5 protein-coding genes are annotated in these 4,733 nt (G+C 68.7%); all 5 read right to left on the bottom strand.

Annotated elements, in window-relative coordinates:
• Positions 1-19 precede the first annotated feature (19 nt).
• The 5 genes from BKE38_RS28275 to BKE38_RS28255 are packed head-to-tail and all read right to left on the bottom strand — an operon-like array spanning position 20 to position 4,692.
• Positions 20-337, bottom strand: coding sequence for a DUF4387 domain-containing protein (locus BKE38_RS28275; protein ID WP_076960484.1), 318 nt, complete (start codon positions 335-337; stop codon positions 20-22).
• Between the two features lie 14 nt (positions 338-351).
• Positions 352-1,713 (bottom strand): acyclic terpene utilization AtuA family protein, encoded by a 1,362-nt coding sequence (locus BKE38_RS28270; RefSeq protein WP_076960483.1) that lies wholly within the window; start codon positions 1,711-1,713, stop codon positions 352-354.
• A 41-nt stretch (positions 1,714-1,754) separates the two neighbouring features.
• The gene (locus BKE38_RS28265; RefSeq protein ID WP_076960482.1) at positions 1,755-2,732 is read right to left on the bottom strand and encodes a Bug family tripartite tricarboxylate transporter substrate binding protein; all 978 of its coding nucleotides are present in this window, start codon (positions 2,730-2,732) and stop codon (positions 1,755-1,757) included.
• A gap of 47 nt (positions 2,733-2,779) precedes the next feature.
• The gene (locus BKE38_RS28260) at positions 2,780-3,310 is read right to left on the bottom strand and encodes a flavin reductase family protein (RefSeq protein WP_076960481.1); all 531 of its coding nucleotides are present in this window, start codon (positions 3,308-3,310) and stop codon (positions 2,780-2,782) included.
• A gap of 2 nt (positions 3,311-3,312) precedes the next feature.
• The gene (locus BKE38_RS28255) at positions 3,313-4,692 is read right to left on the bottom strand and encodes an LLM class flavin-dependent oxidoreductase (RefSeq protein WP_076960480.1); all 1,380 of its coding nucleotides are present in this window, start codon (positions 4,690-4,692) and stop codon (positions 3,313-3,315) included.
• Between the last annotated feature and the right edge of the window lie 41 nt (positions 4,693-4,733).

The following is a 4,733-nucleotide window of genomic DNA, read 5'->3' as shown; positions in this document are numbered from 1 at the left end:
CAGCAGCACGCGCCGCCGCTCAGTCGTTCAGCGGCACCTCGACATCCAGCAGCGGCGCGTGCTGCTGCGCGCCATAGACATCGGTGTCGCCGATGTCGCCGGCCGGGACCAGCCGCGGCAGGGTTGCCTTGAAGGCGGCCGCAGTGTCGTAGGGGGTGAAAAGCACGTCCTCCTCCGCCACGCCGTAGAGGCGGGCGAAGAGGGCGGCGTTCAGCACGCCGGTGGCCTTGACCTTGCGGTAGCGCTCATGGTCCTCGAACAGCACGTCGATGGTGACCATGAAGGGGCCGGCATTCTTGCTCTTGCAGATCTGCGCGATGTCGCGGATGCGGGGCATTTTTCTGTTCCTTCTCAGACAGTTTCGTATTCGATCGGGAACATCTCGTAGGGGTCCTTCGGCGCCACCACATGGAAGATGCTGAAGCGGAACATCGGGCCGAGCTCGATGTCCGAGGGGCTGAAGGGGAAGGCCATGTTGCCCTCCTTGCACAGCCGCCCGGGGAAGTCGGCATGCAGCATCGAGGTGCGCGCCATGGCGATCACCGCGTTCGCAATGTCCTGGGTCTTGCCGATCACCTCGATGACGAAGCCGAGCTCATGCGAGGTGATCTGCTTCACCGGCTCCCAGGCGGCCATGACGCCGTCCTTGCCATAGGTGCGGACGGTCATGACGTAGTCTTCCGCCGGCACGCCGAAGGCCGCGGCCTTCAGCCCCACCTTCTCGCGATGCGTCGCCAGGTAGCTGTCGATCTGGCCGATGAGGACCGGGTCGCGCGTGCCGCAGATGGTGATGGCGCGATAGCCGGCGCGCTCCACGCCTTCCAGCTTGATGGTGTATTCCTTGGCCGGCGTCCAGGTCATGCCGCTGACCTTGACGGCGCGGTCGGTCACCGCCTCGAAGACGCAGTCGGTGGTGTCGAGCAGCCCGCCCGGCTCGGTGTGGTGGATCGGGCTGGAATTCTCGTGCAGCGCGAAATTGGCGACGGCCAGCGGCGTCGAGCGGCGGATCGGATTCGGCGGCTCGCAGATCAGATGATCGTCGAACACACGCAGGAAGATGTTGTCGGGCTCCTTCGGCACCGAGGGCTCGGCGCCGCATTCGAGCATCTTGCCGGCATACCAGGCCGGCGCCGGCGGGATGCCGGCGCGCATGGCCGGGCCCGCCCATTGCGCCGGGTCGCTGGAACGGCCGGCCAGGATCACCTGCGCGCCGCCGTCCAGCGCCTTCACGAAAGGCTCCGGCCCCATCATGCCGACGATGCGCTCGGCGCGGTTGATCCGGTCCGCATCCAGCGGCGGCATCTTCCCCAACGGCCGCGACTTGCCGGCGGCGACCCGCTCGATCAGGGATTCCTTCGACTGCTCCGAATGGATCAGCGCCATCTTGAAGGAAAGCCCCTCCTCGCGCGCGATCTCGCGGACGAGCGCCGCCGTGTCCTGCAGATGCGGCTCGCCGCCGGCGCCGCCGGAAGTGCCGATGATGCAGGGGATGCGCGCGGCGACGGCCGCGATCAGCATCAGCCGCAGGTCCCGCTTGACCGCCAGGCGCGAGGTGAAGGATTTGCCCGCGCCCAGGTAGTAGGGGCCCGGATCGGTGCTGCCGCCGTCGCAGCCGATCAGATGCGGCTGCCACGACATGCCGATCTTCAGCGATTCCTCGGCATAGCCATAGCCGAGGATGCCGCTGGTCGAGAGCATGCGATATTCGTTCAAGTCAGGCTCCTGATGCGGTCAGGGGAGGTCGGGAAAAAGGATCAGCCGCGCGGCAGCAGGTTGTCGCGCGCGGCGGCTTCCCAGCGGCGGTCTTCCTCGAGCAGCAGGCTGGCGAAGGCGGCGCGGTCCATCGGCGCCGGGTCGACGGCGAAGCTGTCGAGGCGCTTCTGCATCACCGGATCGGCGAAGGCCTGCTGGATGGTGGCGTTCAGCTTGTCGGCGATGGCGGGCGACAGCTTGGCCGGCGCGAAGAGGCCGAACCAGCCGGCGAAGGCCGCGTTCTCGACGCCACCCTCGGCCAGCGTCGGCACGTCGGGCAGGAAGCGCGAGCGCTCGGGCGAGGAGATGGCGAGCACCCGCACCGTGCCGGCAGCCAGCAGCGGCATGGCGGTGGCCGTGCTGCCCCAGGCGACCGGCAGATGGCCGCCGGTCAGGTCGGCGAGATAGGCACCGCTGCCGCGATAGGGCACCTCGACCATCTCGACCTTGGCCTGGCGCGCGAAGTTGTTGGCGCAATAGGAGGACTGCGCGTCGGAGGTCCCTTGGGCCACCTGGCCACGCTGGGCGCGGGCATCCTTCAGCAGGTTGGCCAGCGTCCTGTAGGGGCTGTCCTTGCCGGTCATCAGCACCAGCGGATAGCGCGCCAGCATGGCGACCGGCGTGAAGTCGTTGATCGGGTGATAGGGCAGCTGCGGCACGATCTGCCGGTTCATGACATGCGTGCTGGTGGCAGCGACGAAGCTGTAGCCATCCGGCGCAGTGCGGGCTATGCCTTCCGAGCCCACCACGCCATTGGCGCCGGCGCGGTTGTCGATGACGAAGGTCTGGCCGAGCTTCTGGCCGAGCACCTCGGCCAGAGCGCGGGTGGTGACGTCGGTGCCGCCGCCGGGGGCATAGGGGACAACGATGCGCACCGGCTTGTTCGGCCAGGCGGCATCGGCATGGGCACCGCGCAGCGCGGGCAGCGCGAGCGGGGCGGCGGCGGTCGCCTGGAGCAGCCGGCGGCGGCTGGGGGTCATGATGTTCTCTCCCGATCGTTCTTGTCGTTGACGGCGTTCTGGGAAGCTCAGGCGGATGGCGGCACGGCGAAGTGGCCGAAGCGGCCATCGAGATAGAGCAGCGGGGCCGCATCCTCGCGCCATCGCGCCGCGTCGATGCGGCCGATGAAGATGGAATGGCTGCCGTGGCGATGCTCGGCCTCCAGCACGCAGTCGAAGCTGACCAGCGCCTCCTGCAGCAGCGGCGCGCCACTGGGGGCCTGGTGCCAGGCCGCGCCGTCATAGCGGGCCGCGCCGGCGACGCCGCCGCGCCCGGCGAAGCGCCCGGCGATCTCCTGCTGGTCGCCAGCCAGGAAACTGACGCCGAAGCGGCCCGTGGCGCGGATCACCGGATGTGCGCTGGCACCGGCATTGACGCAGACCAGCACGGTCGGCGGCGCGTCGGTCACCGGGCAGACGGCGGTGGCCGTCAGCCCGGTGCGGCTGTCGCCTTCGCCGCAGGTGATGACGGCGACGGTGCCGGCCTGGCCGCGCATGCAGCGGCGGAAGGTCGCGGCATCGGGCGGGCCCTCCACCCGCGGCAGCGCCTGGGCCTGCATGGTCAGGAGGCCTTGCGCAGCTGCGGGTTGCGCCAGGCGCCGGCCTCGGGCCGCTGCAGACCCAGATTCTCGCGCAGCGTCGCGCCGGCATAGTCCTTGTGGTAGAGGCCGCGCCGCTGCAGCTCCGGCACCACGTAGCGGGAAAAGTCCTCGAAGGCGCCGGGGGTGTGGGTCGCCGCGAGCACGAAGCCGTCGCAGGCCTTGGAGGTGAACCACTCTTCCATCTCGTCGGCGACGGTCTTCGGCGTGCCGCAGAAGATCGGGAATTCGCCAATGGTGCCGCGGCCCGAGAAATGCACGAAGTCGCGCACCGTGGGATTGGGCTTGCCGGAAAGCGTCACAACGCGGTCGCGAAAGCCGCTCCAGGACAGCTTCTGCAATTCGTCGTCGGTGAAGACGGAATCCAGATCCTTGCTGCCGAAATCGAAGTTCAGCGCCTCCGACAGCAGCACCAGCGCGTCGATCGGCTTGGCCAGGGCGCGGATGTATTCGCGCTTCTCCTCGGCCGCCTGCTGGGTGTCGGCGACGCAGACATAGCAGGCCGGGCAGACATTGACCTCGTCCGGGTTGCGGCCGGCGGCGGCGACGGCGGCCTTCAGCTCGCCATACTGCTTCTGTCCCACGGCCATATTCGGATAGACGACGAAAATCAGCTCGCCCCAGCGGCCGGCGAAGCTGCGGCCGCGGCCGCTCTGCCCGGCCTGGATCAGCACCGGCGAGCCCTGCGCCGAGCGCGGCACCGGCAGCGGGCCCTTGGCCGAGAAATACTTGCCCTTGTGGTTCAGCGCATGCACGCGGTCCGGGTCGGCGAAGCGGCCGCTTTCCTTGTCGAGCAGCAGCGCGCCGTCCTCCCAGGAATCCCAGAGGCCCATGACGACCTCCATGAACTCGTCGGCGCGGTCGTAGCGCAGGTCATGCGCCAGGTGCTCGGTGCGGCCGAAATTGGCGGCTTCCGAATTGTTCAGCGAGGTGACGACGTTCCAGGCGGCGCGGCCCTTGGTCATCAGGTCCAGCGTGCCGAAGAGGCGGGCGACATGGAAGGGCTCGTAGTAGGTGGTCGAATAGGTGATGCCGAGGCCGAGCCGGCTGGTCACGGCGCCGATCATGGTGATGATCGAGACCGGGTCCATCTTCACCACGCGCACGCCGTTGGCCACCGCGTCGCGATAGTCGTCGTTGAAGATGTCGGGCAGCGCCAGGCGGTCGTCGAAGAAGGTCATGTGGAACTTGCCCTCCTCCATGACGCGGCCCAGGCGCTGGAAATACTCCGGCGAGGTGAAGTCGGTGGCCCCGGCCGGATGCCGCCAGGAGCCGGGCGCGATGGAGCAGTTCTGCGCCTGCAGGAAGCCCACCATCTTGATCTGACGCTGCGTGCCGGTCATGGCCATTCCTCTTCCTGGGGCGAGGGGGCGGATCGCGGGGC

Source organism: Teichococcus deserti, assembly GCF_001982615.1.
In the GTDB taxonomy this organism is placed as follows: Bacteria; Pseudomonadota; Alphaproteobacteria; order Acetobacterales; family Acetobacteraceae; genus Pseudoroseomonas; species Pseudoroseomonas deserti.
This window is presented reverse-complemented; position numbering and strand designations above follow the sequence as displayed.

Bases quoted from the DNA above. Each gene is read 5' to 3' on its own strand.
- BKE38_RS28275 (WP_076960484.1), bottom strand. From the start codon at position 337: ATGCCCCGCATCCGCGACATCGCGCAGATCTGCAAGAGCAAGAATGCC.
- BKE38_RS28265 (WP_076960482.1), bottom strand. From the start codon at position 2,732: ATGACCCCCAGCCGCCGCCGGCTGCTCCAGGCGACCGCCGCCGCCCCG.
- BKE38_RS28260 (WP_076960481.1), bottom strand. From the start codon at position 3,310: ATGCAGGCCCAGGCGCTGCCGCGGGTGGAGGGCCCGCCCGATGCCGCG.
- BKE38_RS28255 (WP_076960480.1), bottom strand. From the start codon at position 4,692: ATGACCGGCACGCAGCGTCAGATCAAGATGGTGGGCTTCCTGCAGGCG.